General features: G+C 62.5%; 22 protein-coding genes, 2 tRNA genes and 1 riboswitch. Of the genes, 14 read left to right on the forward strand and 10 right to left on the reverse strand.

Annotation, left to right across the window (positions count from 1 at the left end; all coding sequences use genetic code 11):
• Positions 1–4: 4 nt before the first annotated feature.
• On the reverse strand, positions 5–736 hold the full coding sequence (locus IEY62_RS14525; RefSeq protein ID WP_189019054.1) for an HAD family hydrolase: 732 nt from the start codon (positions 734–736) through the stop codon (positions 5–7).
• Positions 737–951: 215 nt separating this feature from the next.
• Here IEY62_RS14525 and IEY62_RS14530 point away from each other — a divergent pair.
• From IEY62_RS14530 to IEY62_RS14545, 4 genes are all read left to right on the forward strand, one after another.
• Positions 952–1,024: transfer RNA gene (locus IEY62_RS14530), tRNA-Thr, on the forward strand.
• Positions 1,025–1,407: 383 nt separating this feature from the next.
• Complete coding sequence (locus IEY62_RS14535; protein ID WP_229785328.1) at positions 1,408–2,475, forward strand: glutathione-independent formaldehyde dehydrogenase; 1,068 nt, start codon at positions 1,408–1,410, stop codon at positions 2,473–2,475.
• Positions 2,476–2,611: 136 nt separating this feature from the next.
• Positions 2,612–3,760, forward strand: a complete 1,149-nt coding sequence (locus IEY62_RS14540; RefSeq protein ID WP_189019055.1) for a zinc-dependent alcohol dehydrogenase — start codon at positions 2,612–2,614, stop codon at positions 3,758–3,760.
• A gap of 18 nt (positions 3,761–3,778) precedes the next feature.
• Positions 3,779–4,366, forward strand: a complete 588-nt coding sequence (locus IEY62_RS14545) for a hypothetical protein (protein WP_189019057.1) — start codon at positions 3,779–3,781, stop codon at positions 4,364–4,366.
• A 22-nt stretch (positions 4,367–4,388) separates the two neighbouring features.
• On the opposite strand, the gene IEY62_RS14550 is transcribed toward IEY62_RS14545, so the two are convergent.
• Complete coding sequence (locus tag IEY62_RS14550; protein WP_189019060.1) at positions 4,389–5,465, reverse strand: LacI family DNA-binding transcriptional regulator; 1,077 nt, start codon at positions 5,463–5,465, stop codon at positions 4,389–4,391.
• 345 nt (positions 5,466–5,810) lie between these two features.
• Between IEY62_RS14550 and IEY62_RS14555 the strand changes: the two genes are divergently transcribed.
• The 6 genes from IEY62_RS14555 (at position 5,811) to IEY62_RS14580 (ending at position 11,997) form a co-directional block, all read left to right on the forward strand.
• The gene (locus IEY62_RS14555; protein WP_189019062.1) at positions 5,811–6,971 is read left to right on the forward strand and encodes a substrate-binding domain-containing protein; all 1,161 of its coding nucleotides are present in this window, start codon (positions 5,811–5,813) and stop codon (positions 6,969–6,971) included.
• 53 nt (positions 6,972–7,024) lie between these two features.
• Complete coding sequence (locus tag IEY62_RS14560; protein WP_189019064.1) at positions 7,025–8,533, forward strand: sugar ABC transporter ATP-binding protein; 1,509 nt, start codon at positions 7,025–7,027, stop codon at positions 8,531–8,533.
• A gap of 3 nt (positions 8,534–8,536) precedes the next feature.
• Entirely contained in the window at positions 8,537–9,523 is a 987-nt protein-coding gene (locus IEY62_RS14565; protein WP_189019066.1) for an ABC transporter permease, read from the forward strand.
• Between the two features lie 72 nt (positions 9,524–9,595).
• On the forward strand, positions 9,596–10,411 hold the full coding sequence (locus IEY62_RS14570) for a sugar phosphate isomerase/epimerase family protein (protein WP_189019502.1): 816 nt from the start codon (positions 9,596–9,598) through the stop codon (positions 10,409–10,411).
• A gap of 30 nt (positions 10,412–10,441) precedes the next feature.
• Complete coding sequence (locus IEY62_RS14575) at positions 10,442–11,614, forward strand: levoglucosan dehydrogenase (RefSeq protein ID WP_189019068.1); 1,173 nt, start codon at positions 10,442–10,444, stop codon at positions 11,612–11,614.
• Between the two features lie 68 nt (positions 11,615–11,682).
• Positions 11,683–11,997, forward strand: a complete 315-nt coding sequence (locus IEY62_RS14580) for a putative quinol monooxygenase (protein ID WP_229785332.1) — start codon at positions 11,683–11,685, stop codon at positions 11,995–11,997.
• Between the two features lie 115 nt (positions 11,998–12,112).
• Here the strand turns inward: IEY62_RS14580 and IEY62_RS14585 are convergent, their stop codons facing one another.
• The 7 genes from IEY62_RS14585 to IEY62_RS14615 all read right to left on the reverse strand — a co-directional run bounded on the left by IEY62_RS14585 (position 12,113) and on the right by IEY62_RS14615 (position 18,445).
• A complete protein-coding gene (locus IEY62_RS14585; RefSeq protein ID WP_189019071.1) occupies positions 12,113–12,952 on the reverse strand; it encodes an aldo/keto reductase in 840 nt (279 codons plus the stop codon).
• Positions 12,953–13,086: 134 nt separating this feature from the next.
• Complete coding sequence (locus IEY62_RS14590; RefSeq protein ID WP_189019073.1) at positions 13,087–13,527, reverse strand: hypothetical protein; 441 nt, start codon at positions 13,525–13,527, stop codon at positions 13,087–13,089.
• 8 nt (positions 13,528–13,535) lie between these two features.
• A complete protein-coding gene (locus IEY62_RS14595) occupies positions 13,536–14,186 on the reverse strand; it encodes a bacterial proteasome activator family protein (RefSeq protein ID WP_189019075.1) in 651 nt (216 codons plus the stop codon).
• Between the two features lie 80 nt (positions 14,187–14,266).
• Positions 14,267–14,458 (reverse strand): YbdD/YjiX family protein, encoded by a 192-nt coding sequence (locus IEY62_RS14600; RefSeq protein ID WP_189019077.1) that lies wholly within the window; start codon positions 14,456–14,458, stop codon positions 14,267–14,269.
• Positions 14,458–16,728 (reverse strand): carbon starvation CstA family protein, encoded by a 2,271-nt coding sequence (locus IEY62_RS14605; protein WP_189019080.1) that lies wholly within the window; start codon positions 16,726–16,728, stop codon positions 14,458–14,460. Before IEY62_RS14605 ends, IEY62_RS14600 begins: the two co-directional genes overlap by 1 nt.
• A gap of 146 nt (positions 16,729–16,874) precedes the next feature.
• Complete coding sequence (locus IEY62_RS14610; protein ID WP_189019082.1) at positions 16,875–17,432, reverse strand: PadR family transcriptional regulator; 558 nt, start codon at positions 17,430–17,432, stop codon at positions 16,875–16,877.
• A 29-nt stretch (positions 17,433–17,461) separates the two neighbouring features.
• Positions 17,462–18,445 (reverse strand): NAD(P)H-quinone oxidoreductase, encoded by a 984-nt coding sequence (locus IEY62_RS14615; protein ID WP_189019084.1) that lies wholly within the window; start codon positions 18,443–18,445, stop codon positions 17,462–17,464.
• 101 nt (positions 18,446–18,546) lie between these two features.
• Between IEY62_RS14615 and IEY62_RS14620 the strand changes: the two genes are divergently transcribed.
• From IEY62_RS14620 to IEY62_RS14635, 4 genes are all read left to right on the forward strand, one after another.
• Positions 18,547–18,637 (forward strand) — tRNA-Ser (locus tag IEY62_RS14620).
• Positions 18,638–18,827: 190 nt separating this feature from the next.
• Positions 18,828–19,613 carry a VOC family protein gene (locus IEY62_RS14625; protein WP_189019086.1) on the forward strand — a complete coding sequence of 262 codons (786 nt, stop codon included), beginning with the start codon at positions 18,828–18,830 and terminating at the stop codon, positions 19,611–19,613.
• A gap of 178 nt (positions 19,614–19,791) precedes the next feature.
• Positions 19,792–20,283: a septum formation family protein gene (locus IEY62_RS14630; protein WP_189019088.1), complete on the forward strand. Its 492-nt coding sequence runs from the start codon at positions 19,792–19,794 to the stop codon at positions 20,281–20,283.
• A gap of 183 nt (positions 20,284–20,466) precedes the next feature.
• Positions 20,467–25,002 carry an ExeM/NucH family extracellular endonuclease gene (locus tag IEY62_RS14635; protein WP_189019091.1) on the forward strand — a complete coding sequence of 1,512 codons (4,536 nt, stop codon included), beginning with the start codon at positions 20,467–20,469 and terminating at the stop codon, positions 25,000–25,002.
• A 76-nt stretch (positions 25,003–25,078) separates the two neighbouring features.
• On the opposite strand, the gene cycA is transcribed toward IEY62_RS14635, so the two are convergent.
• Positions 25,079–26,539: a D-serine/D-alanine/glycine transporter gene (gene cycA, locus IEY62_RS14640; protein ID WP_189019093.1), complete on the reverse strand. Its 1,461-nt coding sequence runs from the start codon at positions 26,537–26,539 to the stop codon at positions 25,079–25,081.
• A gap of 144 nt (positions 26,540–26,683) precedes the next feature.
• Positions 26,684–26,782, reverse strand: a riboswitch (glycine riboswitch).
• Positions 26,783–26,803: the final 21 nt, after the last annotated feature.

Below are 26,803 nucleotides of genomic sequence, written 5' to 3' on the forward strand. Positions count from 1 at the left end.
CCTGCTAAAGGCGCCCGGCTTCGCGCTTCTCCACCAGGAGCGGGAGCTCCTTGATGGACTCGACGACGACGGTGGCGCCGGCCGCACGCAGGGTCGCCTCTGAGTGTGAGCCGGTCAGCACGCCTGCGACGAGTGACGCGCCCGAACGGACACCCGAGAGCATGTCGGAGCTGGTGTCGCCCACCACGGCGACTTCACGCACGTCATCAAGGTCCAGTGCGAGCACTGCGGTAAGGATCATGTCCGGGTAGGGTCGTCCGCGTCCGGCATCCGCCGGGCACAGACTGAGATCGGCCAGGCCCATCCACCCCAACGATTCGAGCACCATGTTCTGGGTGTGGCGTCCGAACCCGGTGGCCAGGCAGACCTGCATCCCGGACTCGCGCATCCAAAGAATGGCATCCTCAGCCCCGGGAATGGCGTGGACACCGCCGTCGGCAATCATGTCGTCGTAGGCCTGCTCAAAAACCTTGTTCGCGCTTGCGGCCACGGCAGGGTCCTCGAAGAGATGGCCGAAAACGGTCATCTTTGAAAAGCCCATGGTGTCCCGGGCATAGCCGAGCATGCTTTCGAACCGGCCGCTGCCTGGCTCGATCCCATGTTCCAGAAGAGCCCGGGACATGGCCCGTTCGGTCCGGCCATCATCGGTGATGGTGGTTCCCACCATGTCCACGACTGCCAGCCGCAGCCGGTTGGGTGTGTGGTTGGCGTCCCTGGTCAGTGCGTCCCCGGTCATTGAGCGGCTCCTTAGGCAGTATCTCGCGGTGGGTGGGCCCGCCGCAGTTGATTCCCCAGCTTCCGGGGACCGGGAAACGGTCGCCTGAACCCGGCCCAACGCCCGGGTGAACATCCCCGCAACGGCCGCCCCTCCGCTCGTTTTGACCCGGGTGCGGTGCCTCTATTACAGTTATGTCTTGCGTGATCGCCCGGGAAACCGGGGATGAACGCGGTGCTTCCTTAGCTCAGTCGGTAGAGCGTTTCACTCGTAATGAAAAGGTCATCAGTTCGATTCTGATAGGAAGCTCGGTAAAGAACCCCCGGAAATCATTGATTTCCGGGGGTTCCTTTTTTGATGGGCGCATTCGGTCGGAATCTATTTCGGATTACCCCTCGACACCGATGATAAGCGTGCTTAGTATTGGGGCTGCAACCAGATTCACGTCGGCGGACGGACCGGCTGCGCAGTCCCCGGACAGCCTCCCGGCTGGAAGCCTTGGGCCCTCAAACCTTCGGGTGGACACAAGGGCCACAATCCATAATTCCCCATTTCCTCGCTGATTCACCACGCGTATTGCGTGACCACTTGCGCCACCACTCCGGCCCCGGCCCCGCGGTCTACTGCGCCTGTGCCCCCGGAAGCCACCACGACTTGGTCGAATCGGCATGGGCAGAAGAAAAGAGCGGAAAATGAAGGCTGTAGTTTACAAAGGACCAAACGACGTCAGTGTCGAGGACGTACCGGATGCCAAAATCGAGCATCCAGCCGATGTTCTGGTACGGATCACGTCCACCAATATTTGCGGCTCGGACCTCCACATGTACGAGGGCCGCACAAGCTTCGAACCCGGGCGCACCTTCGGGCATGAGAATCTCGGCGAGGTCATTGAGGTGGGCCCCGCCGTGAGCAAAGTCAAGGTGGGCGAACGAGTCGTGCTGCCGTTCAACATCGCCTGCGGATTCTGTAAAAACTGTGAACGTGGCTTCACCAACTACTGCCTGACCATGCAGCCGGAACCAAAGCTCGCCGGGGCAGCCTACGGCTTTGCAGACATGGGTCCCTACCAAGGCGGCCAGGCCGAATACCTGCGTGTGCCCTATGGCGATTTCAACTGCCTGCGCCTGGGCGAGGACGCCGAGGAGAAGGAGCTCGACTACGTAATGGTCGCCGATATCTTCCCCACGGGATGGCATGCCACGGAACTGGCCGGCGTGTACCCCGGGGACTCCGTGGTCATCTACGGCGCAGGACCGGTGGGACTCATGGCGGCCTACTCGGCCATCATCAAGGGCGCCGGCAAAGTCATGGTCGTGGACCGCCACAGCGACCGCCTGAAACTGGCCGAACAGATCGGCGCCATCCCGGTAGACGATTCCAAAGTGGACCCCGTCGAGTTCGTCAAAGACCAGACCATGGGATTCGGGGCGGACAGGGGCTGCGAATGCGTCGGATACCAGGCGCACGATACGGACGGCAATGAGCACGCCAACATGACTTTGAACCGGCTCGTGGACTCCGTCCGGTTCGTCGGAGGCCTGGGCGTGGTGGGCGTGTTCCTGCCCCAGGACCCCGGAGCCCCGGAGCCCCGGACGAACTTGCCAAGGAGGGCCAAGTGGCCTTCGACTACGGAAACTACTGGTTCAAGGGACAGACCATGGGCTCTGGACAATGCCCGGTCAAGAAATACAACAGGGCACTCCGCGACCTCATTGCCGGTGGAAAGGCCACCCCCTCCTTCCTGGTCAGCCACGAACTGACGCTGGACCAGGCACCGGACGGCTACAGGAATTTCGACAGCCGCGAAGACGGCTGGACCAAGGTAGTCCTCCACCCCGCCGGTGTCTGAGAGGGCCCTGATATGTCCGAACCAATAAGTTTCCGGAGGCGGTACTGATGCGGTCAATGGTGTATCGCGGGCCCTACAAGATCCGCGTTGAAGAAAAGGACATCCCTCCCATCGAGCATCCCAATGATGCGATCGTGCGGGTGACGTCGGCAGCCATCTGCGGATCCGACCTGCACCTCTACCACGGCATGATGCCGGACACCAGGGTGGGCATGACGTTCGGGCACGAGTTCGTGGGCGTGGTGGAGCAGGTCGGTCCGTCGGTTCAGCGGCTCAAGCCCGGAGACCGGGTGATGGTTCCCTTCAACGTGTACTGCGGATCGTGCTACTTCTGCTCCCGTGGCCTGTACTCGAACTGCCACAACGTCAATCCGAACGCGACGGCCGTAGGCGGCATCTACGGCTACTCGCACACGTGCGGCGGGTACGACGGCGGCCAGGCCGAGTTTGTGCGCGTACCTTTCGCCGACGTCGGGCCGGGTTTGATTCCGGACTGGCTGGACGAGGAGGACGCGGTGCTGCTCACCGACGCACTGCCTACCGGCTACTTCGGCGCCCAGCTGGGCGACATCGCTGAAGGCGACACTGTTGTGGTGTTCGGTGCCGGTCCCGTGGGCCTGTTCGCCGCCAAGTCGGCTTGGCTGATGGGCGCCGGACGGGTGATCGTGATCGACCACCTGGAGTACCGGCTTGCCAAGGCCCGTACGTTCGCACACGCCGAAACCTGCAACTTTGTTGAGTACGAGGACATCGTGGTGCACCTGAAGAAGGAAACCGACTATCTGGGGGCCGACGTCGTAATTGACGCCGTGGGCGCCGAAGCGGATGGCAACTTCCTCCAGCACGTATCTTCCGCAAAACTGAAGCTGCAAGGCGGTTCCCCGGTCGCCCTGAACTGGGCCATCGACTCCGTCCGCAAAGGGGGCACGGTTTCGGTGGTGGGCGCGTATGGGCCCATCTTCAGTGCAGTGAAATTTGGCGATGCCATGAACAAGGGCCTCACACTGCGGATGAACCAGTGCCCGGTCAAGAGGCAGTGGCCCCGGCTGCTCGAACACATCCGGAACGGCTACCTGAAACCCAGCGACATCGTCACCCACCGCATCCCGCTTGAGCACATCGCGGAGGGTTATCACATCTTCTCCGCCAAGCTCGATGACTGCATCAAGCCCCTCGTTGTTCCACACCCGGCGTGACCGGAAAGGAAGACCATCATGGCTGAGCTACCCACACCGTATACTGCCGGCAAGCCTGCCCTGAAGGAGTCCACAGAGACTTTGCGGGCCCGCATCCCTGGATGGGGCGCGGACCTCGACCCGAAGGACAGGCCTGCCCACCCCCGCGAGCAACCCGGCATCGAGACCGGCGCGCATTGGGACTTTCCTGAACGCCAGGAAGAAAAGTGGCCGCGGGAGCGGTCCGTCGAGCACGCGTTCGTAACGCCCGTTTTTGGGACCTCCACCCCGCTGAAAGGCGCCTCAGGGATTATCCGGAGATACGCCTACAAGTACAGCGAAGGCCGTGCCGCCCATTGGCTGTTGCTCGTCGCCGCAGACCGGGTGGACGCTTGGGAACACCACCTCCGCTCCTTTGCGACTCTCCGCCCGGACAACCCGATTACCGAGACAGGGGTGCTCAGTGAGTTCTCCCGCCATGGCATGGGCTCACGATTCGGAAAAAAGCGCGCCGACCTTGGCCATCAGTGGATCGATCCCGTCGTCGTCGGAGCCCCGTGGGCCCTGGCGGCCGGCGGCCTCGCCGTCGTGGTGCTCAGGTCCATACGGAAGGAGCACGCACGCTGACGCTGTTTCCGCAGACCACACGCTAGGTGTCTTTTTGTGAAGGGCTTGTTGCACGGATAGAACTTTCGCGCACTACAAGGGTTGGCGCGATCGGGGTGCGGTCAACCTCCCGCCCCTCCATAGCGCCCAGGAGGACTTCCATACTCATGAGCGCCAGGGCTGTGAAGTCCTGGCGCACAGTGGTCAGGGGAGGCAGGAAATAGTCTGAACCTTCAATGTCGTCGAAGCCCACCACGCTCACATCCTCCGGGACGCGGATACCATTTTCGGTGAACGCGCGTATGAGTCCGAGGGCAGTGTGGTCGCTCGCTGCGAAGACCGCCTGGGGCACCTTCCCCTCCCGGACAAGCCGGAGGCCGGTTTCATAGGCCCAGCGAGGACTCCAATCCCCCTCCACGCAGAGACCTGGCGGAAGTCCGGCGTCACCCAGCGCGGCCTCCCAGCCGCGCTTGCGCACACGCCCGTCAAACCAATCCATGGAGCCTGCGAAGTGCGCGATATCGGTGTGGCCCAGGTCGATGAGGTGCTGGGTGGCGAGCCGGGCTCCGAGTTCCTGGTTCTCCGAGTAAGTGAAGACTTTCGGAGTTGATGATGCTCCTGCCGCGATCATCTCGACAGGCACCCGGCATGAGGCATTCCATACGGCCGATGCCATGTCGACCAACGGTGCGACGACGATGATTCCCCCAACGCCAGTGTCGTCCAGGGTGTCCAAGGCCGCCTGCACGGACTGGTCATAGGGTTTCTCAACACTGATGACTGTGGTGGCGTAGCCCTTCTTCCGCGCTACGTTTTCCAGGGCCATGAGTGTGCCCACCGGGCCGAATCGCGGGGACCCGTCAGAGAGCAGGCCGATGGACGTGGAGCGGTTGGTGACCAGGGCGGTGGCTGCCCGGTTCCTGCGATAGCCAATGTCCTTGATGGCTTGCAGCACGCGTTCGCGAGTGGCCGCACTGACATCGGGGGCGTTGTTCAGGACCCGGGAGACGGTGCCGAAGGACACGCCGGCGACCTCCGCCACGTCGTTGATCGTCGGCTTTCGCCGCAACGTGGGACCCGTATGTCCGTTCGCTCCACGTGGAACCGTTATGCCTGACACGCTCTCTCCTGTCCCCACAGCGGCCAACCGGGCCGATGCGTACCAATACTACGTCCGCACGCCCTGTCCGGTGTCCTGAAACCGGACATGGCGTGATGTTTGACACTTTCTACCGTAAACGTTTACGATCGGTTCCGTAAACGTTCACGGACTTCCTCGTAAGCGATTACGGCCCAGATTCACCAAGGATGAAGCGGGCCTCTCCCCAGGCTCTTCGGCGTCCACCATCGACGGTTCAGCCGAGGAAGACCTGTCCTTTCACCGGTTCCAGGCGGGCTGGTCCCCACCGACCGCCCCACGACACCCGAACCACCCATACATCCACTCAAAAAGCACTGGAGAACAATGATGATCCGCAGGCTTCCCCTCGTGGCTTTGGCCGCTGCCCTGTCACTATCCGTAGCCTCGTGCAGCAGTTCGGCAGCGGGCACATCGAATGCGCCGGATGCCGGCGTGTCCGAAAAGGCCCAGCTGGCTCTTGACAAGATCAAAGGCCAGGTCCTGAGCAAGGGACCCAACGGAGAGACCCCCTCACCGGCATCCGTGGCAGATCTGACGCCGGAGGAGATCGACAAGGTCAAGGCACTCAACGCCAAGGCTGCAATCGTGATGCACTACGGTGGCAACGACTGGGCAACGGCGCAGGTCAACGGGCTCAAGAGTGAATTTGAAAAGCTCGGCATCAAGGTCATCGCCACAACGGACGCGAACTTTAAGCCGGACAAGCAGGTTTCGGACATCGAGACCGTCATGACGCAGGACCCGGATGTGATTGTCTCCATCCCCACAGACCCTGTAGCCACGGCCTCCGCATACAAGAAGGCCGCAGCTTCCGGCACAAAACTCGTCTTCATGGACAACGTCCCCCAGGGGCTTACTCCGGGCACGGACTACGTTTCGGTTGTTTCAGCTGACAATTACGGCAACGGTGTGGTTTCCGCCCACCAAATGGCCAAAGCCCTCGGCGGCAAGGGCAAGGTTGGCCTTGTGTTCCACCAGGCCGACTTCTTCGTGACCAAACAGCGCCATGAGGGATTCAAGGACACCATCACCAAGGAATACCCGGAAATCCAGATCGTGGAGGAAAAGGGCATCGCAGGCCCGGACTTCGCTGGCGACGCGCAGGCTGCAGCCAACGCCATGATCAGCAAGTACCCCGACCTGTCCGGTATCTGGGCCGTGTGGGACGTTCCTGCCGAAGGCGTCATGGCGGCCGCCCGCGCCGCCGGCCGGCAGGATTTGAAAATCGCTACGGAGGACCTGGGGAAGAACGTGGCCATCGCCCTGGCCAAGGACGAACTCGTCGTCGGTCTTGGTGCCCAGGTTCCGTTCGACCAGGGCGTCACCGAAGCCCGGCTCGCTGCCGGGGCACTTATCGGCAAGCAGGCACCTCCATACGTGGCCCTGAGCGCCCTTCCTGTTGACCACTCAAACGTCCTTGATGCCTGGAAGCAGGTTTACCACGAGGACGCTCCCAAGGACATTCAGGACTCCTACAAGAAGTAGCCATCCGACGGTGCGGGGGAATGCACCCCCGCACCGCGCCGAAAGGGCGGGAAATGAACACCGCAGACAATGTCGTCGAAATGCGCTCGATATCCAAGGCCTTCAACGGCGTACCCGTTCTGAAGGATGTCGGTTTCGATGTCCGGAAAGGCGAGGTCCACGCACTGGCCGGCGGCAACGGGGCCGGCAAGTCCACGCTCATGAAGATCCTCCAGGGCGTCTACCAGGCAGACACCGGCGAAATCCTGATCGGTGGCAACCCGGCCGCCATCAACTCAATCCAGGACGCGAAGTCCGCCGGAATCGGGATGGTCTTCCAGGAATTCAGCCTCGTACCCAGCCTGACCGTTGCGCAGAACATCTTCCTCGGCGCTGAGCCGCTCGGCCGGGGCGGACTGATCGATGACCGCGCCGCGGTGCGGCGGGCCAAGGAAGTTTTTGCCGAGATGGAGGTGGACGTCGACGCCGGTGCCGAAGTCTCGCGGTTGGGCACCGCCTATTGGCAGCTGACCGAGATCGCCAAGGCCCTGGCGCAGAACGCCCAAGTGCTGATCATGGATGAGCCCACGGCAAGTTTGGCCCGGCACGAGTCCGAAGCGCTCTTCGAACTGATAGACCGTCTCAAGCAGCGCGGAATCTCGATCATCTACATCTCCCACCGCATGGACGAGGTATACAGGCTCGCAGACCGGATCACCATCCTCCGCGATGGAAAGCACCTCCTCACCGAACCGCTGACCGACGTCACTCCCGAACAAATTGTCGAAGGAATCGTTGGCAAGAAGGTCGAGGGCCAACTTTCCTATCGCGCGCGCAATGACATCGCCCACGACAGCGAGCCGTTGCTGGAAGTTCGCGGACTCAACGCGGGACACCGGGTCCGGGACGTGTCGTTTGCACTCCGGCCCGGCGAGATTCTCGGTTTGGCCGGACTCATGGGCAGCGGGCGGACAGAACTCGCGCGGGCACTTTTCGGCATCGACAAACTGGACAGCGGGCAAGTACTTATCCGGGGCAGGAAAGTCACCCTTGCATCTCCGCAGCAGGCAATCAACGCCGGCATCGCCCTTGTCCCGGAGGATCGCAGAGCCCAAGGCCTCGTCCTGGAGCACTCCGTCCAGGACAACCTGCTCCTCCCGCTCCTGCAGCACATCCAGCGTGGCCCCCTTCTGGATGGCGCCAAAGGCAACGAGTTGTCCGCCTCGCTGATCAAGAGATTCGCAGTCAAGGTCGCCCACCCGCACCGCCCCGTGCGGCTGCTCTCGGGCGGCAACCAACAAAAAGTGGTCATCGCCAAGTGGCTGGGCACCGATCCGGACATCCTGATCCTCGATGAGCCGACGGCCGGCGTCGACATCGGTACCAAGAGCGAAATCCTGGACATGATCCGCGAGCTGGCGGGCGATGGCAAAGCCATCATCGTCATCTCCTCCGAGTATCCCGAACTACTCGCGGTCAGCGACCGCGTCCTCGTCCTCAAGGACGGCTCCATCATCCGCGACATCCCCCGCAGCGACATTGCTGACGAGGAATATCTACAACTTGCAGTCCAGGGAGTCTGAACAGTGAGCAAGACAAACACCATCGCGCCACGGGACACCGGGGCACCCCGCAACGTCGGCACCATCCTGAAGGACCTCGACTGGCGACGCTACGTCATTTACATTGGCTTCGTCGTCGTCTTCCTCATCTTCGCGGTCCTGCTTCGTGACCAGGGATTCCTGTCGCCGAACAACCTGCTGAACATCTTCCGGCAGACGGCCACCATCACCGTCATAGCAGTGGGCATGACCTACGTCATCGCCTGCGCGGAGATCGACCTGAGCGTGGGATCCGTGGCCGGCCTCTCCAGCGTCTGCACAGCAATGGCCCTTTCCCAATGGGGCCTGGTCCCGGGCATCCTTGCCGGACTGGCTGTGGGCCTCGTGGTCGGATCGGTCAACGGCGCACTGGTCAGCCTCCTTGGCATCCCCTCCTTCCTCGTAACACTCGGCATGCTCGGCATTGCCGTGGGCGTTGCGCAATGGATCACAGCCTCCGCGCCGCAGCCCATCCTGAACGACACGTTCAACACAGTGTTCGGATCCGGCAACTTCGGCCCCATTCCCGGCCTTGTGGTCTGGAGCGGCATCTTTGTTGCCATTGGCGCCGTCGTGCTGAACCGGACCAAATTCGGGCGGCAGGTCCTGGCAACAGGAGGCAACCGCAACGCCTCGGAGTTCACTGGCATCAACACCAAACGCATCAAGTTCCAGGTGCTGCTGATCTCCGGCATGGTTGCCAGTGTTGCCGGGATGCTCTACGCCGGCCGCCTCCAGTCGGGACGGTTCCAGTGGGGTGCCGGCGATGAACTCTCGGCCATCGCTGCAGTCATCCTGGGCGGGACAAGCCTCTTCGGCGGTTTCGGCTCCATCATCGGAACTCTTTTCGGCGCCCTTCTGATCGGTCTGATCAACAACGGACTGATCCTGGCGGGGCTCGACAGCAGCCAGCAGCAAGTAGTGCGCGGAGCGATCATCATCCTGGCAGTCGCCCTCGCCCGGAAGAAGTGACGGTCCATGACCGCCACACCACATGCCGGGATCATCGGCACAGAATTCATGGGCACTGAAAGGCAAATTCACATGAAACTCGGTTACTGTTCCATCACCTGGGGCGGCGTGGTCGGCCACGCCCAAGGCGTGACAAGCGTCAAGGACCTTTTCTACATGACCCACGGATCCATGCGGGACGCCGTGGGCGACATCGCCGCCGTCGGCTATCAGGGCGTGGAGATGTTCGACGGCAACCTGGCCGAATATGCCGACAAGCCCGAAGAGCTCAAAGAAATCCTCAGCAGCAACGGCATCGCGCTGACCAGCGTGTACACGGGCGCCAACTTTATCTACGCAGACATCCTTCCCGACGAAATGCACCGAATCCACAGGGCGGCAGAACTGGCGGCAAATTACGGAGCTGAACGGCTCGTGGTCGGAGGTGGTGCACGGCGGGCTGCAGGAACCACCGACCAGGACTACCACCTCCTCGGCCACGCTCTGGACCGCGTGGCGGACATCGCGGAGAGCTTCGGCCTGTCTGCGAGCTACCACCCGCACCTCAGCACCATCGTGGAGAGTCCGGACGAGCTGGACAGGCTCATGCCGCTTACCCGGATCGGCTTTTGTCCTGACACCGCCCACCTCGCAGCAGGTGGAGCCGACCCGGCCGCGGTCATCCGGAAGTACCCCGACAGAATCCAGCACGTCCATCTCAAAGACTTCCAAGCGGACCCGTTCAACTTCCTCCCCTTGGGCCAAGGCGAACTCGATTTCCCGGACATCATCGCTGCCATCCGGGAAAGCGGCTACGACAGTTGGCTCATGGTAGAGCTCGACAACTATGACGGCGACCCCCGCGAAGCAGCAAAAATCAGCAAAAAGTACCTCGAGACACTCCTCTAAGCCCATCTTCACGGAAGGACCATGATTTACATGCAGAACCTTAATGTCGGCCTCATCGGTGGAGGCTTCATGGGCAAGGCCCACTCGCTGGCCTACGCCGCCATGCCCATGTTCTTCTGGCCTGCTCCGGCACTGCCGGTCCGCAAGGTCATCGCAGAGGCGAACCCCGAATTGGCCGCAGAAGCCGCCCGGCGCTTCGGCTTCGAAAACTCCACGTCGGACTGGCGGACAATCATTGATGATCCGGACATCCACGTCGTCGATATCGCGACGCCCAACCATCTCCACGCTGAAATCGCCATCGCCGCAGCCGAAGCGGGCAAGCACATCATTTGTGAGAAGCCCCTCGCACGTACCGGCGAAGAGTCCAAGGCCATGTACGACGCCGTCAAGGACAAGGACATCGTCCACATGGTCGCCTTCAACTACCGGCGCACCCCCGCGGTTGCCCTGGCAAAGAAGTACATCGAAGAAGGTGCAATCGGCCAGATTCTCAATTTCCGTGGAACCTACCTCCAGGACTGGAGCGCCGACCCGAACTCACCACTGTCATGGCGGTTCCAGAAGTCCATCGCAGGCTCCGGCGCCCTCGGCGACATCGCAACCCATGTTATGGACATGGCCCGATACCTCGTGGGAGAGTTCAGCGCTGTCAATGCAGTCCTGTCAACATGGATCCCGGAGCGGCCGGTCCAAACAGCGGGAGCCGATGCACTCGGCACCATACGGGGTGGAGAAGGCCCGCGGGGCAAGGTTGACGTCGATGACGAAGTGATGACCATGATCCGCTTCGCGAACGGAGCCGTCGGATCCGTCGAAGCAACACGCAACGCGCACGGCAGGAACAACTACATCACCTTCGAAATCCACGGAACCGAAGGCAGCATCGTCTTCAACTACGAGCGACGCGACGAGCTGCAGGTCTGTTTCGCTTCCGACCAGGCAGATCGTCGCGGTTTCCGGACCGTTTACACAGGCCCGGCCCACCCCTACGGTGAGGGGCTGTGGCCCATTCCGGCCCTGGGCATTGGCTACGGAGAGACCAAGATCATCGAGGCCCACGACTTCTTCAAGGCAATCTCCGAAGGCGGAAGCGTTAACCCGAACTTCGCCGACGGCTATCAAGTCGCCCTCATCGACGACGCGATCATCGAATCCGCGGCCAAAGAGACCTGGGTTGAGGTTCCACAAGTAACCGACTGATCCCATGAGGGAGGGACGGGGAGGATCCGTCCCTCCCCGTCCCTCCCGGCCGTAACCAAGGAAGTTAGATGCCTACCAACGAAAAGACCGCCGAAGTATGGCTCATGCCGGTATTCACCGCCAAAGCAGGGCGCGAAAGCGAGCTGCAAAGAGTCCTCAGCGCCCTGCAATCAGACAGCCGAAAGGACCCCGGATGCCTGGAGTACACCGTTTTCGCCGATGTGCAGCGGCCAGGCACCTTCGTCATGTTTGAAAACTGGGCCAGTCACGAAGATCTGGAAACACACAACCGGCAACGGCATGTGAAGGACTTCGTGGAGGCAGTGAAGCCTTTGCTGGAAGTGCCCTTCTCCGTGACCACCCTCGCACCCCTCACCCCATAAGACACACGCCACGATTAGCTGTCGCTGCCCTCCCAAGCCGGGTTCCGGCGTCGGGCGTTAACGGCAGGTGCCCCGCACCCTGGACGGGAGCGGGGCACCTGGTAAGGCGTGGACCTTAGGCGAAGTCGGAGACTGCCGGGTCCGGACCGATGCGGCCTTCGGCACCGCGGTCCAGGCTGTTGATGGCCTCGACGTCGGTGGCGTCCAGCGTGACGTCCAAGGCGGCGAAGTTCTCCTGGATGCGGGACTCCGTGACCGACTTGGGGATCACTACGTTGCCGATGGCCAAGTGCCATGCGATGACAACCTGCGCCGGCGTGGCACCGTGCTTGGCTGCGATCTCAGCAATTGTGGCGCTCTCCAGGAGCTCACCACCCTGGCCCAGCGGGGACCAAGCCTGGGTCAGGATGCCCTTGGAGGCATTGAACTCACGCAGCTCGGCCTGGTTGAAGAAGGGGTGCAGCTCAACCTGGTTGATGGCCGGGACAACGCCGGTTTCATCGATGATGTGCTGCAGGCCTTCCTTGGTGAAGTTGGAGACACCAATGGACTTGACCCGGCCGCGCTTCTTGAGCTCGATGAGGGCCTTCCAGGTGTCGACGTACTTCTCCTGCTTGGGCTGCTGCCAGTGGATGAGGTAAAGGTCCAGGGTTTCGAGGCCAAGGCGGTCGAGCGACTTCTCAAAAGCCTCCAGCGTGGATTCGTATCCCTGGTCCGCGTTCCACAGCTTGGTGGTGATGAAGATTTCATCGGCGGAAAGACCCGAGGAGGCGATGGCACGGCCAACGCCGGCCTCATTGCCGTAGATCTTGGCGGTATCGATGTGGCGGAACCCGGCGTCGAAAGCCTGGCGTACTACCTTTTCGGCTACATCGTCTTCAACCTGCCACACCCCGTAGCCGAGCTGGGGAATGGTGTTGCCGTCGTTAAAAGTAAGTTCTGGTGACGAAGTCATGTTTGTCATCCTGCCAGCTACGGCCCGGTTCATGGGCGGATTATGACGAAGATCAGCTATCCGCTTAACTTCTTGCATACAGGGAATAAGGGCGCACGCGTGTAGTTGCCAACGCCTTACTTATTCGTGAATCGTCACGGATTGAGTTGGCGCTCCGCGTCGGCCACCTGCTCGAAGACGGACTCCGCCCGGCGTCGCACGGACAGTGCACCAACCGGGACAGGACCCACAGCCAAACGCAGCATCGCCGCAGCCTCCGCCGTGGTGGCGAGCGAGTTTCCGGCTTTCGACAACGCCCGGTGCACACCCGCAAGCGCCCCCGGCACGTCCAGCCCATCGCTGGGCGAGCGTTTCTGCGCCTCTACGCAGATGCTCCGCACGCGCGGGGACAACTCCGCCAGTTCATTGGCGATCTGTACAAGCTCGTTGTAAAGCTGCTCGTCGTCGACGCCTTCAAGGACCTGGTGGTAACGGTCCAGCCCGCGATGGAAGCGGTCATGGGCACGGCGCCACAAGCCCTTGCCGAGCTCAAGATCGTCCTTCCGCCCCTGCCGGACGGCCCCAAAGAAACCCACCCGCGAGCTCAGAGGTACTGGCCCGGGCCATGGTCGGGATCTTCCGGGCGGCCGTTGGCGGCAGCACCCGGAGCATTGGGCGCAGTGGCCCGTTGCGGTTGCCCGTTCTCACCGATCACGATGCCCGGAGCGATGACCGTTCCCGGAGGAAGCTGCCGGAGCTGCATCTGCGCTGCGGCGTGTTCCTTGGCAGCCTGCTGGGCGGCCATTGCCGCCTGGATGCCGTGGAACAGCCCTTCCAGCCATCCAACCAGCTGGGCTTGTGCGATGCGAAGCTCGGCATCCGAAGGTGCCTTCTCCTCAGGGAAGGGCAGGCTGATGCGTTCCAGCTCTTCGATGAGCTCGGGTGCCAGTCCGTCTTCGAGTTCCTTGATGGACCGCTCATGGATTTCAGCAAGGCGTCCGCGGGCGGCGTCATCAAGGGGGGCGCTCTTAACTTCCTCCAGAAGCTGCCGGATCATCGTGCCAATCCGCATTACTTTGGCCGGTTCGTCCACCAGTTCATGAAGGCTGGGCTTGGGTTTGACGTCGGTCGCAGGCTCGTCCTGGGGGGATTGCCGGTTATCGGGCGTAGCCGCATCCCCGTCGAGTGTGGTTCCCTCCACGGGAGTGTCGTCCGAAGCCTCATCCGTGGGCTGAATGTTGTTCAGATCGCTCATTCGTTCATACTCTCATGTGGTTCCCATGAACCTCCGGCCACAGCCCGGATTTTGGACTTCGTTCGTAGCGAAACCAAGTCTCAGCAGCAGCGGCCCTGGGGATTGCTGTCCTGCCGGTCCATCCGGTCCCGCCAGAACTCGCGTTCAGTCATGGCAGGACCGGCGTGGCCGGTGGTGGTGAAGTGCTCAAGGTATTTCGTGTACGCGTCAGCACCCATGAGTGAGCTCATGTAGGCCGCCAACCCCCGAAAGCCCTTGGTGACCGCGTTCATCAGTGATGCCCCGCCTTATGGGTGCGCTTGTCCGCCGGCAACGCGTTCCATTCGGCGAGCAGCGCCTTCTCGGCCGGGGTGGGGAACAGGCCTGCAGGAGCGAATACCCTGGACGGTGCGGCGGGATCTTCATGGTCCTGTCCCCCGCCGGCCCGGATGGCCTTGATGGTGGCTATCAGTGCCGTGAGGATCACGATGATGCTCAAGACCACGAAGATTACCGACAACCATCCCTGGACGGCGGTATTGCGGACCACAGCTTCCATGGCCGCCACCGTCTTGGCCGTACCGAACTCCGTCTTGCCGTCAGCCAATGCCTTGGAGAACGCCCGGTTGTTGGCGAAATAGCCCACGGCCGGGACGGGCGAGAAGATCTTGTGGAAGCTGGCCGTGATGGTGACGACGGCGGTGAAAGCCAGCGGGACGGCCACGATCCACAGCCACTTGAAGGTGCCACGCTTGGCAACGATGGCCAGGCACACGGCCAACGCAATGGCCGCCAGGAGTTGGTTGGCGATGCCGAACAGCGGGAAGAGCGTGTTGATGCCGCCCAGCGGATCTGTCACACCCATCAACAACACAGCACCCCAGGCTGCGACCATGATGGCCGTGCACAGCCAGGCACCGGGGCGCCACGAAGCTTCCTTGAACTTGGGAACGAAGTTGCCAATGGAATCCTGCAGCATGAACCGGGCCACGCGGGTTCCGGCGTCCACGGCGGTGAGGATGAAGAGGGCTTCAAACATGATGGCGAAGTGGTACCAGAACGCCATCATGGCGGGACCGCCGATGAACTGCTGCATGATGTGCGCCAAGCCAACTGCCAGCGTCGGCGCACCACCGGACCGGGAGATGATGCTTTCCTCGCCCACGTCCTTGGCCGTCTGGGCCAGCACGTCCGGGGTGATGTTCACATTCGCAAGGCCCAGGCTGTTCACCCAGGTGGCGGCTGACTCCACCGTGCCACCGGTCAGGGCCAGGGGCGCGTTCATGGCGAAGTAGATGCCGCGGTCAATCGAGATTGCCGCCACGAGCGCCATGATGGCCACGAAGGACTCCATGAGCATGCCGCCGTAGCCAATGAACCGGGTCTGGCGTTCCTTCTCAATCAGTTTGGGAGTGGTTCCAGAGGAAATGAGGGCGTGGAACCCGGACAGGGCCCCACAGGCAATCGTGACGAACAGGAACGGGAACAATGCACCGGAGAAGACCGGGCCGTTCTCGCGGCCGGCGAACTCGCTGAACGCGGGGACAGTGATTTCCGGCCGCACCACAATGATGGCGAGGGCAAGCATCACGATCACGCCGATCTTCATGAACGTGGAGAGGTAGTCGCGCGGCGCGAGCAGCAGCCACACGGGCAGGATCGCGGCAATGAAACCGTAAATGATCAGGCCCCACGCGATGGTCACCTTGTCCAGGTGGAAGAATGCCGCACCCCATTCGGTACCTGCCACCGCACCGCCGCCGATGATGGCCGCCATGAGCAGCACGAAACCAATGATGGAAACCTCCATCACCTTGCCGGGCCGGATGAACCGCAAGTACACGCCCATGAACAGCGCAATCGGGATGGTCATTCCGACGGAGAACACACCCCACGGGCTCTCGCCCAGGGCGTTGACCACTACCAGTGCAAGGATGGCCACAATGATGATCATGATCAGCAACGTTGCGATCAAAGCTGCTGTACCACCGATGACTCCCAGTTCCTCGCGGGCCATCTGGCCCAAGGACCGGCCGCCGCGGCGCATCGAGAAGAACATCACCAGATAGTCCTGCACGGCACCGGCAAGAACGACGCCGATGATGATCCAGATAGTGCCTGGAAGATAGCCCATCTGGGCCGCGATGACCGGCCCCACCAGGGGGCCCGCACCGGCGATTGCCGCGAAGTGGTGCCCGAACAAGACGTTCCGGTCCGTCCGGACATAGTCCTTGCCATCGGCTTTGTACTCGGCGGGCGTAGCCCTGCGGTCATCCGGCTTCAGCAGGTAGCGTTCAATGACCTTGGAATAGAAGCGGTAGCCGATCAGGTATGTACATACAGCGGCGAAGACAAACCAGATGGCATTCACCGTCTCGCCGCGAACAAGGGCGAGCATGAACCACGCCACCGCACCGAGCAGCGAAATCGCCACCCAAACACCTATCTTCGCCGGAGTCCAGGTGCTTTGCTCGGCGTCGCGGACCGAATCATCCACCGCAGGTGCAGGAAGCGTGGGATCAAGTCCTTCCATGAGTCCGGTCTGGTCAGGATTCTTGCCCATATCTCCTCCTTGAGAACTGCTGCGCTGCCTTGGCTCGGACGTGCGTCACGGGCAAGTTAGCAAGGAGGTTCCCCGCGCAATGGCAGGACTCACGCCCAGAACCATTGGCTGCGTCAAGCGGTATCCTGCATGCGGCAAACGGTCGTCTAGCCGGGACCAGCGCTGTTGGACCCACCCTTGCCCAGTGTCTGCACCATGCGGGCCTCGCACAGGTCAAGCCACCGGACTTCCGCCTCTGCCTGGAACACCAGCGAATCGAGCACCAGCAGGAACGCGGTATCAGCCGAGCGCTGGTTGGCCGAGACCGCTTTCCGCGCCTGCGTATGCTCCTGCAGGGCCTTGACGGAGACCTCACGCTGGGACTGGATCACTGCCGCGGCATCCACCCCGGGCATGGTCACGGCGAGCGCGAGCTTGATGGCGATCTCGTTCCGCGGCGGATTTCCCCGGTCCACGGCCCCGGAGAACCACGCCGCGACTTCCTCAACCCCTGCGTCAGTGATGCTGTAGACCACGTGGCCGCCGCCGTCGTCGCCGTCCTTGCTGACCAGGCCGTCGCGCTCCAGCCGGTCCAGGGTGGTGTAAACCTGGCCGATGTTCAGGGGCCAGGCGGCACCCGTCCGGTCCTCGAATTCGACGCGCAACTCATAGCCGTACCTGGGCTGGTCCTGGAGCAGGGCCAGAAGGCTGTGCCGGATCGACATGAAGCTCCTTGCTGCGGGTTGGCTGGATTTCAGAGGAGCAAGAGGACCTTACCCACGTGGTCCCCCGAGTCGAAGTACTCATGTGCTTGGCGGACCTGATCCAGAGGGAAGGTCTTCGCGACGAGCGGCGTGATGCGCCCGTCGGTGACCATTGGCCACACCGACTCGCGCACCGCCGTCATGATGATGCCCTTTTCGGCGACCGAACGCGGCCGGAGGGCCGTGCCGATCACCGCTGCACGTTTGCTGAGGAGCTGGCCCAGGTTGATTTCCGCCTTGGCGCCGCCCTGCAGACCGATGATGATGAGCCTGCCGTATTCGGCAAGCGCATCGACGTTCTGCTGGAGGTACTTGGCACCCACGACGTCGAGGATGACGTCCGCGCCTTCGCCGCCGTTTTGTGCCTTGAGGCTTTCAACGAAATCTTCTTCGTTGTAGTTGATGGCTATGTCGGCGCCGAGGAATGCCTTGGCCGTGCCGACCTTCTCGTCCGTCCCTGCCGTTGTGGCCACCGTGGCACCGTAGGCTTTCGCAAGCTGGATGGCCATGGTGCCGATGCCGCCGGTGGCACCGTGGATGAGAACCGTCTCACCTGGTTGCAGCTGTGCCGTCATGACGAGGTTGGAATATACGGTCGCGGCAACCTCGGGCAGGGCAGCTGCGGTGATCAGGTCCACTCCCTCAGGAACACGGAGTACTTGTTCAGCAGGAACAGCCACCTGCTGGGCGTAGCCGCCGCCGGACAGGAGCGCCACCACCTTGTCGCCCACGGAGAAAGCCTTGGTCACGCCGGGGCCGAAGGCGGAGATACGGCCGGAAACCTCAAGCCCGGGAATTTCGGAAGCCCCGGGCGGCGGCGGGTAGAAGCCGCGCCGCTGCTGGACGTCCGCACGGTTCAGGCCCGCAGCGACGACGTCGATCAGTACCTCGCCATCGCCCGGCACCGGGGAGGGGACCTCGCGGACCTCGAGGACTTCGGGCCCGCCCGGCTCTGAAATGTAGACGGCTTTCATGACGAACTCCCGGTTTCTTGCTTGTCCGCCGGCCCCGGGACGGGGACTGGAAGACGTGATGTTTTGGAACAGCCAACTCCCTATGAAACACTACTAGGCGAGGAAGGTTGTCCGAGCGGCCTAAGGAGCTGGTCTTGAAAACCAGTGTGCGGTAACCCCGTACCAAGGGTTCAAATCCCTTACCTTCCGCCAGCGAATGCCCCGGGTTCTTCAACCCGGGGCATTTTTGTTGCTGCCGCTGCCTGCGCCACCCCGCTCCGGGAAGTGACCCGCCGAAGATCATTGAAAGTGTCAGACCCCCGGCATAGTGTTCTGACTGTCTTCACACCAACGGCCACCGGCCGTGGTTTTCACCGCGGAAACAACTACAGGAGCTTCATCCATGCCTACCCCTGACATCACTCCGGGAGCACCTTGCTGGATCGATTTGATGACGTCCGATACAGAGAAGGCCAAGGCGTTCTACGGCGCACTTTTCGGCTGGACCTACCAGACCGGTGACCAGGAGAAGTACGGCGGCTACATCACAGCGTCCAAGGACGGCCGGATGGTTGCAGGGATCATGCAGAAGCAGGAGGACATGGGTGCCATGCCGGATGTGTGGTCCACTTACCTGCGCACCGATGACATCCAGGCCACTACGGCGGCTGCAGCTGCCAACGGCGGCCAGGTGTACCTGGAACCGATGGAGGTCCCCGAGCAAGGCAGCATGGCCATGTACGGTGACTCTTCGGGTGCCTCGATCGGCGCCTGGCAATTCGGGGAGATGAAGGGCTATGAGATCGCTGCCGAGGCAGGCGCCCCAGCTTGGCATGAGCTCCTCTCCAAGGATTACGACTCCGCGGTCGCCTTTTACCAAAAGGTGTTCGGCTGGGAAACGGACGTCATGAGCGACACCCCGGAATTCCGGTACACCACCCTCGGCTCCGGGGACAACGCCAAGGCCGGCATCATGGATGCCTCCGGCTTCCTCCCCCCGCAGGTCCCTTCCATGTGGAGTGTTTACTTCGCGGTAGCGGACACCGATGCCACCGTTGAGCAGGCCGCGGCCTTGGGCGCCACCGTCATGGAACCTGCCGAAGAGACACCCTTCGGCCGGCTGGCAACTTTGTCCGATCCCACAGGTGCCGTCTTCAAGGTGATCCAGGACCAGGGCCAAACGGCCTAGACTAGGAAAAATCGGGTCCGTCCGGTCTGCCTCCTACCCAGGGGCAGGCCGGTTGGAGCCTCTCATCGTCGGCCTTGGGGGATCGACCGGCGTGGGAATACCTTGTTGGGTCCCTCATCGTTGACCACAGGGCCTTTCCGATCAGGAATCCTGTGCTCCTTCTGGAATGAGGACCAGAATGCTCCACCTTTCAAAGACCCTCAGGGCTGCTGCCGTGCTGACCATGGCATCGCTGGCACTGGCGGGATGTTCGCTCATCAGCAGCGGGGACGCCAAGCGGGATGAATCCGGCAAGCCAACGGAGTCGTCCAAGGCTGACGCCTTCAAAGTGAAACTGGGCGACTGCATCGCCAACCCTGATACCCAGGAAGTTGTGGACGTCACCATCATTCCGTGCGACCAGAGCCACGACCTCGAGGCCTACGCTGTCACCAAGATGGACACTTCCTCATTCCCCGGTGACACCGAAGTGGGCACCAAGGCAGAGGAGTTCTGCGGTGCCGAGTTCGCAACTTTCGTAGGAGTGCCTTTCGAAGAGTCCGCCCTGGATGTCACGTTCCTCCACCCCACCAGCGATTCCTGGAAGAGCGGCGATCGCGAGATTGTCTGCCTGATCGGCGCTGCTGCGGGAGCCGCAACCACCGGAACCCTTAAGGGCGCCGCCAAGTAGGAGCGTCGGTGGCCGGGAGAACCTTCCGGCCACCGATGCGCCACCTCCCATTCATCCGTTCGTGTTCAGCTATGCCCGAGGCAGCTTTACCCCGGAGTAACTTCCGGGCATATCGCCCACTTCACAAGACAGCGGGCGTCGTCCACAGGGCCCTACAGGGCTCCCTAATGAAAGTTAGAGCGGATGCAACATCAATATTGGAAATCAGCTGCGGGGACGGTTCTCTCCGTCGGCTTGCTCGCAGCCCCGCTGACGGCGGCACCCGCCTTCGCGGCGGACGATCCGGCAGCACCCAGCGGCACTTCGCCGGTGGTGATCAACGAGGCGTACCTCAGCGGCGGCAGCACAGGCGCCGCGTTCAAGAACAAGTTCGTTGAGCTCTACAACTCCTCGGACACACCCGTCAGCCTGGCTGGATGGTCCCTGCAGTACAGATCAGCCACCGCCACCACGGCGCCTACGGGTATCACTCCCCTGACCGGCAGCATCCCGGCCAAGGGCTACTACCTGGTTCAGGGTGCCACGAACAACGGCAGTTCCACGGCCCCGAACCTCCCCACACCCGATGTTCAGGCCACGGGCACCCTGAACCCCAGCGGCACCACGGGAACCCTGGTCCTGGCCAGGCAGGCCACCGCGGTCTCACCGCTCCCTGCCGGCTCGGTCACCGCAAACCCTGCCATTGCCGACCTCCTTGGCTACGGCACCTCCAACACCTTTGAGACTGCCGCTGCCGGCGCTCCCAGCGGTAACGCCGATGTGAAAAGCCTCAACCGGACGAACGGCGTGGACACAGACTCCAACTCCGCCGATTTCAGCCTCAGCGCCAGCATCACACCCACAGGTTCCAATGGCGGAGGAACCCCGCCCACCGACCCCGGGCCGCAACCCGGCGTCAAGACCATTGCCGAGGTCCAAGGCAACGGCGCAACCAGCCCGTTGGTGGGCAGTACCGTAACTACTCGTGGCAAGGTCAACGCCGTCTACGCAACCGGCGGATTCAACGGCTACTACGTCCAGACCCCCGGAACCGGGGGCGACACCGGCGGGGCGGCCAGGACGGCGTCGGACGCTTTGTTCGTCTATTCGCCCACGACGGCGGGAACGGTCCAGCCGGGTGACTATCTGGAACTCACCGGAGCGGTGAGCGAATTCGCCAACCAGACCCAGATCACGGTCGAAACCGCAGGCTTGAAGAAGCTCAGCGAGGCAGCACCCGAGGTCAAGTCCACCCCGTTCTCCCTGCCGGCCAATGAAGCCGCCCGTGAGAGCCTGGAGGGCATGCTCGTCGCCCCGCAGGGCGACTTCACCGTCACGGACAACTACTCCCTCAACCAGTACGGCGAGATCGGCCTGGCGGCTGGCACATCACCACTGGTACAGCCGACGGCGGTAGCCACCTACGGTTCGCCCGAGTACGCCGCTGTGGTTGCGGACAACGCCCTGCGTGCCATCAAGCTCGACGACGGCGCCTCCACGAACTTCCTCAAGGACTCCACCACCAAGGCACAACAACTGCCGTACCTGACCACCTCTGATCCCGTACGCGTCGGATCGCCCGCGAAGTTCCGGACGGACGTGATCCTGGGCTACGGCAACAACTCCTGGAAATTCCAGCCGCTGGCCGCATTGACCCCGGCCAACGCGGAGTCAGTCCAGCCTGCCTCCTTCACGGCTACCAGGCCCGATGGTCCGGCCAACGTTGGGGGAAGCCTCAAACTGGCGTCCTTCAACGTGCTCAACTACTTCCCCACCACCGGGGACCAGCTGAGCGGCTGCGTCTTCTACACCGACCGTGAGGGAAACCCGATCACGGTCAAGGAAGGCTGCAACGCCCGCGGCGCCGCCAACGCGGAGAACTTCGAGCGCCAACAGGCCAAGATCGTGGCGGCCATCACCAAGTCCGGCGCGGACGTCGTATCCCTTGAAGAGATCGAGAACTCGGCACAGTTCGGCAAGAACCGCGACGATGCCCTGTCCAAGCTGGTTGATGCACTCAACGTGAAGACACCGGGTGTTTGGGACTACGTCCGTACTCCTGCCAACGCTCCCCCGCTGAGCGATGAGGACATGATCCGCACCGCGTTCATTTTCAAGAAGGCCGCTGCCGAGCCCGTGGGCGAGTCCATCATCCACAACGACACCGTGGCTTTCGCAAGTGCCCGCAAGCCGCTGGCACAGGTGTTCAAGCCGGTGGGCGCAACCGATGACAAGAAGTTCATTGCTATCGTGAACCACTTCAAGTCCAAGGGCTCCGCGGCTACCCCGGACGACACCGACAAAGGCCAGGGCGCCTCCAACATTGCCCGCACCAAGCAGGCCGAATCCTTGCTCGCATTCTCCAAGGACCTGCAGGCTTCCAAGGGCACGGACAAGGTTTTCCTGATCGGGGACTTCAACGCCTACGCCAAGGAAGATCCCATTAACGTCCTCACAGGCGCCGGCTACTCCGACCTTGAAGTTGGTACCGGAAAGCACTCGTATCTTTTCGGCGGCATGGTGGGTTCCCTGGACCACATCCTCGCATCCCCTGCGGCGGCTGAAAAAGTTACCGGAACCGACATCTGGAACATCAACTCCGTAGAGTCCGTCGCCCTGGAGTACAGCCGGTATAACAACAATGTGACCAACTACTATGCCGCGGACGAGTTCCGGGCCAGCGACCACGACCCCGTGGTGGTGGGGTTGAACCTGACTCCCGACGCACCGGCAACGGTTGACCTGCAGTTCCTGGGCATCAACGACTTCCACGGGCGTATCGACACCAACACCGTGCTTTTCGCCGGAACGGTGGAGAAACTCCGGGCCGCTGCCGCACCTGGCGCAACGGCCTTCATCTCAGCCGGTGACAACATCGGCGCATCCTTGTTCGCGTCTTCCGTGGCGAAGGACCAGCCCACCATTGACGTCCTCAACGCGCTGGAGCTGCAGGCTTCCGCTGTGGGCAACCACGAGTTCGACGGCGGTTGGCAGGACCTGCGCGAACGCGTCATCGCCGGAGGTACCAACGCCAAGTTCGCCTACCTGGCCGCGAACGTCTACCAGAAGGGCACCACCACCCCGGTCCTGCCGGAGTACAAAGTGCTGGACATGAACGGGATGCGCGTGGCCGTGATCGGCACCGTCACCCAGGAAGTTCCGTCCCTGGTGACCCCGGCAGGAATCACTGATCTTGAATTCGGCGATCCCGTGGAAGCCATCAACCGGGTGGCGGCGAAGATCAAGGCAGGGAACCTGGCGGACCTGATTATTGTGGAGGATCACGACGGCGCCGCTTCCGGCACGCCCGAGGGCGCCACTTTGGAACAGGAAGTCGCAGCAGGTGGTCCGTTCGCCAAACTGGTCAATGAAACCACTCCTGACGTCGCTGCCATCTTCACCGGTCACACGCACAAGGAGTACGCCTGGGACGCTCCGGTCCTGGACGCCAACGGCCAGCCCACGGGCAAGACCCGGCCCATCGTGCAGACCGGAAATTACGGCGAAAACGTGGGCAGCGTGACGCTCACGGTAGACACCGTCAGCAAGTCCGTCACTGCCTACAAAGCCGCCGTGGTGGACCGGACCACCGAGACCGCTGAGAGCCTCGTGGCCAGCTACCCGCGGGTTGCGGCCGTGAAGGCGATCGTGGACAAAGCCCTTGCCCAGGCTGCCGAGATCGGCAACCAGCCGGTGGGTGCAGTGACCGCTGATATCACCACCGCCTTCACTCCGGATCCTGCCGGTGGAGCGCCGAAGCGCGACGACCGCGCGAGCGAGTCCACGCTGGGAAACCTGGTGGCGGACTCCTTGGTGGACACGCTCAAGGCACCCGAACTGGGCTCTGCGGAGATCGGCGTCGTGAACCCGGGCGGCCTGCGCAACGAGCTCTACTACGCGCCGGACGGGACCATCACCTACGCCGAGGCCAACGCGGTGTTGCCGTTCGTGAACAACCTCTGGACTACGTCCCTGACAGGCACGCAGTTCAAGACGCTCCTTGAACAGCAGTGGCAGACAAACCCGGACGGCACTGTTCCCAGCCGCCCTTACCAGCAGCTGGGACTGTCCAAGAACGTCAACTACACCTACGACGCCGCCCGCCCCGCAGGTGACCGCATCACCGGCATCTGGGTGAACGGCGCCGTGATCGATCCCGCCAAGCAGTACAGGATCGGTACCTTCAGCTTCCTGGCGACCGGCGGTGACAACTTCCGGATCTTCAAGGAAGGCAGCAACACGAAGGACACGGGGCTGGTGGACCGTGATGCCTGGATCAAGTACCTGCGCGAGCACAACCCGGTGTCTCCGGACTTCGCACGCCGTTCCGTTGCCGTGGCCAACTCGACCGCGGCGCAGGTGAAGACCGGAGAGCCCATCACGCTGGCCATCTCCAAGCTGAACCTGACGTCGATCGGCAGCCCGGCCAACAGCTCGCTGAATGCCGTCTTCGTGGACAGCAAGGGCGCCGCCGTGGCGCTCGGTTCCGTCCCGGTGACGGCCGGTGCGGCGGCAGTGAACCTCAAGGTTCCGGCGGCGGCAGCTGCAGGCACCGGCACCCTGGTGCTGACCGCCGTCGAGAGTGGAACGGTGGTGAAGGCAACCGTCACGGTGGCGGACGGCGGACCACAACCGCCGCAGTGCACCGCACCCACCAAGCCGTCCAAGTGGTACGACATCGTGGGCTGGCTGCGGTACGCGTTCGCCTGGTTGGAGTACCAGAAGTGCCTGAGGGGCTGATACCTCACAGGTGAGCCACAAAGCAGGGCCCTTCACGCAGCCGGAGTGAAGGGCCCTGCTTTTGCGTTCCGGAAGGCTACTTGTTGGCCGGTTCCGGCTCGGCCACCCTCTCGGCATCCCGCTGCAATTCGGCCTGGAACGCCGCGTAGCGTGCCAGGTGCGCGGGCCGGCGGCGGAGGATGATCCACGCGACCCCAAGGATCACAAACCACACCGGGGTGGCGAGCAACGCCACCAGGGTGTCCGGCTGGGTGGTGAGGGCCCACAAAACGAAGGCGAAGAACGCGAACACCACCCACACCATCACCACGCCACCGGGCATCTTGAACGCTGACGATTCGTGCAGGTGCGGCCGGCGCTTCCTGAAGGCCAGGTAGCTGGCCAGGATGATCGACCAAACGAACACGAAGCACACTGCGGACACGGTAGTGACCATGTCGAAGGCCTTGCCGACGTCCTGGCCTGCGTACATGAGCACGACGCCGGACAGCAGCAGGATGCAGGAAAGGAACAGGGCGTTGCGGGGTACTTTGCGTCCGGAGAGGGCGCCGAACACCTTGGGTGCGTCGCCCTCCTGTGCCAGTCCGAACACCATGCGGGATGTTGAATAGATCCCGGAGTTGGCCGAGGACATGGCGGATGTCAGCACCACGAGGTTGACGATGGTGGCCGCTGCGCCGAGGCCTGCCAGGGAGAACATCGCGATGAATGGGCTGTGGCCGGCGGCGAACTGTGTCCACGGAGTGACTGACATGAGGATGATCAGCGCACCCACGTAGAAGAGGAGCACGCGGATGGGAATGGAGTTGATCGCCTTGGGGAGGTTCTTCTCCGGGTCCTTGGCTTCCGCGGCGGTGGTGCCCACCAGTTCGATGCCCACGAACGCGAACACTGCGATCTGGAAGCCGGCTACGAAGCCCATGAACTCGTTCGGGAAGAAGCCGCCATGGCTCCACAAGTTGGAGAAACCGGCAGGACCGGCGTCTGACTGGAAGCCGCTGAAGATCATGAACAGGCCAACAATGATGAGCGCGGCGATGGCCACGATCTTGATAAGTGCGAACCAGAATTCCGTCTCACCAAAGGCTTTCACGGTGGCGAGGTTCAGGAGCAGGAGAATGCCGATGGTGATCAGCCCCGGAACCCACAGGGGCAGGGAAGGCCACAGCTCCTGGGAATACCCGGCGATGGCGATCACGTCGGCAATTCCTGTGATGACCCAGCAGAACCAGTAGGTCCAGCCCGTGAAGAATCCGGCCCAGGGGCCCAGGAGGTCGGCGGCGAAATCGCTGAAGGACTTGTAATTCAGGTTGCTCAGGAGCAGTTCGCCCATGGCCCGCATGACGAAGAACAGCATGAAGCCGATGATCATGTACACGAAAATGACGGACGGGCCGGCGGCGGATATGGTCTTGCCCGAGCCCATGAAAAGGCCGGTGCCGATCGCGCCGCCGATGGCAATGAGCTGGATGTGGCGGTTGCTGAGCTGGCGTTCGAGATGGGGTGAATCGGCGCCAGCGGAAGGATGAATCGTCAAAGGAACTCCGTCGTTCAGGCGGCACAGGGTGCCACATTGATTCGGGTTCCTCCCCGCTCTGTAGGTAGACCTGAGAGTTTCCGCAGGCATGGGCCTGCTTGCACCTTCGGTGAGCCCGATAGCCGGACTTCTTTCCAGAGTTGCCTAACCGCGGCGGTACATGGGCCTGAGAGATTCCTGGGGAGGGTTTGCTCCTACGGCGCCTGACGATATGTACCGGCAGGACTCTCCCGCCGCAGATCAAAAGCGCGCACACCCTGATGG

The sequence above is a fragment of the Paenarthrobacter histidinolovorans genome, assembly GCF_014647595.1.
Taxonomy (GTDB): domain Bacteria; phylum Actinomycetota; class Actinomycetes; order Actinomycetales; family Micrococcaceae; genus Arthrobacter; species Arthrobacter histidinolovorans.

Coding starts and splice junctions, on each gene's coding strand:
- IEY62_RS14570 (WP_189019502.1), top strand. CDS start 9,596: ATGAAACTCGGTTACTGTTCCATCACCTGGGGCGGCGTGGTCGGCCAC.
- IEY62_RS14525 (WP_189019054.1), bottom strand. CDS start 736: ATGACCGGGGACGCACTGACCAGGGACGCCAACCACACACCCAACCGG.
- IEY62_RS14560 (WP_189019064.1), top strand. CDS start 7,025: ATGAACACCGCAGACAATGTCGTCGAAATGCGCTCGATATCCAAGGCC.
- IEY62_RS14545 (WP_189019057.1), top strand. CDS start 3,779: ATGGCTGAGCTACCCACACCGTATACTGCCGGCAAGCCTGCCCTGAAG.
- IEY62_RS14535 (WP_229785328.1), top strand. CDS start 1,408: ATGAAGGCTGTAGTTTACAAAGGACCAAACGACGTCAGTGTCGAGGAC.
- IEY62_RS14555 (WP_189019062.1), top strand. CDS start 5,811: ATGATGATCCGCAGGCTTCCCCTCGTGGCTTTGGCCGCTGCCCTGTCA.
- IEY62_RS14610 (WP_189019082.1), bottom strand. CDS start 17,432: ATGTCGATCCGGCACAGCCTTCTGGCCCTGCTCCAGGACCAGCCCAGG.
- IEY62_RS14595 (WP_189019075.1), bottom strand. CDS start 14,186: ATGAGCGATCTGAACAACATTCAGCCCACGGATGAGGCTTCGGACGAC.
- IEY62_RS14635 (WP_189019091.1), top strand. CDS start 20,467: ATGCAACATCAATATTGGAAATCAGCTGCGGGGACGGTTCTCTCCGTC.
- IEY62_RS14630 (WP_189019088.1), top strand. CDS start 19,792: ATGCTCCACCTTTCAAAGACCCTCAGGGCTGCTGCCGTGCTGACCATG.
- IEY62_RS14580 (WP_229785332.1), top strand. CDS start 11,683: ATGCCTACCAACGAAAAGACCGCCGAAGTATGGCTCATGCCGGTATTC.
- IEY62_RS14575 (WP_189019068.1), top strand. CDS start 10,442: ATGCAGAACCTTAATGTCGGCCTCATCGGTGGAGGCTTCATGGGCAAG.
- IEY62_RS14585 (WP_189019071.1), bottom strand. CDS start 12,952: ATGACTTCGTCACCAGAACTTACTTTTAACGACGGCAACACCATTCCC.
- IEY62_RS14605 (WP_189019080.1), bottom strand. CDS start 16,728: ATGGGCAAGAATCCTGACCAGACCGGACTCATGGAAGGACTTGATCCC.
- IEY62_RS14540 (WP_189019055.1), top strand. CDS start 2,612: ATGCGGTCAATGGTGTATCGCGGGCCCTACAAGATCCGCGTTGAAGAA.
- IEY62_RS14600 (WP_189019077.1), bottom strand. CDS start 14,458: ATGAACGCGGTCACCAAGGGCTTTCGGGGGTTGGCGGCCTACATGAGC.
- IEY62_RS14615 (WP_189019084.1), bottom strand. CDS start 18,445: ATGAAAGCCGTCTACATTTCAGAGCCGGGCGGGCCCGAAGTCCTCGAG.
- IEY62_RS14625 (WP_189019086.1), top strand. CDS start 18,828: ATGCCTACCCCTGACATCACTCCGGGAGCACCTTGCTGGATCGATTTG.